This window comes from Sulfuricurvum sp. (assembly GCF_028688295.1).
Taxonomy (GTDB): Bacteria; Campylobacterota; Campylobacteria; order Campylobacterales; family Sulfurimonadaceae; genus Sulfuricurvum.
In genome coordinates this window covers 1-2,565 of sequence record NZ_JAQTYM010000136.1, presented here as the reverse complement: position 1 = coordinate 2,565, position 2,565 = coordinate 1, and the positions used below count along the sequence as shown (strand labels likewise).

At 38.1% G+C, this 2,565-nt stretch carries 3 protein-coding genes; all 3 read left to right on the top strand.

Annotated features, from left to right (window positions below; genetic code table 11):
* The first annotated feature begins 17 nt into the window (after positions 1–17).
* A complete protein-coding gene (locus PHR02_RS13580) occupies positions 18–758 on the top strand; it encodes a penicillin-binding transpeptidase domain-containing protein (RefSeq protein WP_299992846.1) in 741 nt (246 codons plus the stop codon).
* An 11-nt stretch (positions 759–769) separates the two neighbouring features.
* On the top strand, positions 770–1,120 hold the full coding sequence (locus PHR02_RS13575; protein WP_299992845.1) for an MmcQ/YjbR family DNA-binding protein: 351 nt from the start codon (positions 770–772) through the stop codon (positions 1,118–1,120).
* A gap of 250 nt (positions 1,121–1,370) precedes the next feature.
* Positions 1,371–2,565: PAS domain-containing protein (locus PHR02_RS13570; RefSeq protein ID WP_299992844.1), on the top strand; the 1,195-nt coding region annotated here is incomplete at its 3' end.

The window sequence follows — 2,565 nt, the reverse complement described above, 5'->3', positions numbered from 1 at the left end:
AGTAAAAAAGAAATTCTATGACTCCAGACATTAATATCGCTAAAAAAGCTATATCCATTTTTGCACTATGTATTAGTTTATACGCTTCTGAACCCGATTTCGGAAAATTTGACGGTACGGCGGTCATTGTCGATCTAAATACTTCGACGAAAACGATTTATGGAAACCACGTCGATGAACGTGTCAACCCATGCTCGACATTTAAAATTCTTAACTCGATGATCGCGCTCGATAGCAAAGCGGTGCGGGATGAAAACGAGACGATTGCGTGGGATGGAGTGGTACGAACTTATCCGTTTTGGAACACGGAACACTCGATGCGCTCTGCCATAGCAGTTTCGACGGTTTGGTTTTATCAGGAACTCGCTCGCCGAGTCGGAGAGAAGCAGATGGATGAGATGGTACGCGCAGCAGAGTATGGAAATATGGATACCTCTAAAACCCTCACCGACTTTTGGCTCGGTGGCGGCAGTCTCAAAATATCCCCCAATGAGCAAACAGGTTTCCTCGCCAAACTGGTGCGTAATCAGCTCCCTTTTTCACTGCATTCGCAGAGTGTTGTAAAAGAGATCATGAGACTCGAAAAACGTGAGGGAGTTACATTATCGGGTAAAACTGGAAGTTGTGGCGGTATCGGCTGGTTTGTCGGGTTTATCGAGTGGGATGACACTGTAAAAGTCTTTGCATTTCAAATCCGAGGTGAGGGTGCCAACGGTGTGGAAGCGAAAAAAATCGCGATAGAATTTTTGAAAAGGTAAAGAGTATAACCATGACATTCAAAGAAATCGATACCTATCTCCTCTCGAAAAAAGGTTCAACATTCGACTATCCGTTTGATCAAGAGGTTCGGGTCTATCGTGTAGCGGGAAAAATATTTGCCCTGATCGTGGATAAAGAGCCGTTATCGATCAATCTCAAATGCAACCCTGTTTACGCATTGGAACTCCGTTCGATCTACGCCTCAGTTATTCCGGGGTATCACATGAATAAAAAGCACTGGAATACGGTGATGGTGCAGGGGGATGTGGATGAAAAGCTCTTGAAAGAGTTGATCGATCACTCCTATACACTAATTTTGGAGAGTTTGACGAAGAAACAGCGAGAGGCAGTTTTAGAATAGACTCTTTTCTCGTAAAGAGATGAAATCACACAGAATCTCCTATGGTTAGTGTAGATAATGCTGGATTTACCGGGTTTTTGTTGGTGGCGATGAAATAAATAGATTTATTCTCAACATGTAACCCGAAGTTACAATAAAACATACAAATAGGCATTATGCATACATAGAGTTTATTTTTTTAGATAAAATATTTTTATATTAATATTTATTACGTCCTAACTATAATGAATAAGAATGAAGGAGTGTATGGATGGGAGAAAATAAGCAAACTCTTCAAAAAGATATCGTCAAAATCCACTCTGTAAGCAACCAAACCAATACTAATTTACTGCAAGCTATCTTAGAGAGCTCTCCAAATATTATTATTTTTGCTTTAGATACAAAATACAATTATTTGGCATTTAATCAAGAACATAAAAAAGCGATACATTCTATCTGGGGAAAAGAGATTGAACTCGGAATGAATATACTTGAGATTATCGCCAGAGATGATGATAATCAAAAAGCCAAAAACCTTTTTGATAGAGCGTTGAGTGGTGAAACTTTTATTGATGAGAATGAATATGGTGATGAAGCATTGTCAAGAAAGTTTTGGCAGACTTACTACTCACCGATTTATGATGAGAGAGAAAAAAATGTGATCGGATTAACCTGCTTTAATCTCGATATATCGGAACGAAGAGAAATTGAAAATCAGCTCCAACTGGCTGATTTGGCGTTAAATATGATCACCGATGCTATTTATTTAATTAATGAAGACTCAAAAATCATTTACGTTAACAAGGCTGCTTGTGACAGTCTCGGCTATACCAAAGAAGAACTGCTTGCTAAAACGCCGTTTGATATTGACCCTGTAATTACATTGACCGATATGAATAAAATACGGGAGACTGTCGGGCAAAACAAGGTTATGCGCTTTGAAACAAAACACAAACGAAAAGACGGTTCGATTATCGATGTTGAAATAAATACCTACCCATATATAAACGACCATATACGATATAAGTTAAGTATCGTTAAAGACATAACGGATCGGAAAAAAACCGAAGAAAAATTAAAACTTTTGGCGAGTGTATTTAGCTGTGCAAAAGAGGGAATTGTTATTACTGATACGAGTGGAATAATAGTCGATGCGAACGAAGCGTACACACTCATCACGGGATATACAAAAGATGAAGTTATAGGGAAAAATGCAGGGTATTTAAAATCGGATAAACACGATATAAATTTTTACAAACATATGTGGAATGAATTAATCCGAAACAAGTATTGGATTGGTGAAATATGGAATAGAAGAAAAAATGGAGAAATTTTTGTAGAGAGAGTAACTATTTCTGCCATTACAGATTCAGAAGGCAAAACGTCAAGTTATGTCGGATTATTAACGGATATAACAACAGGCAAAGATTACGAATCCTCATTAGAGAGAATGGCATTTTATGACT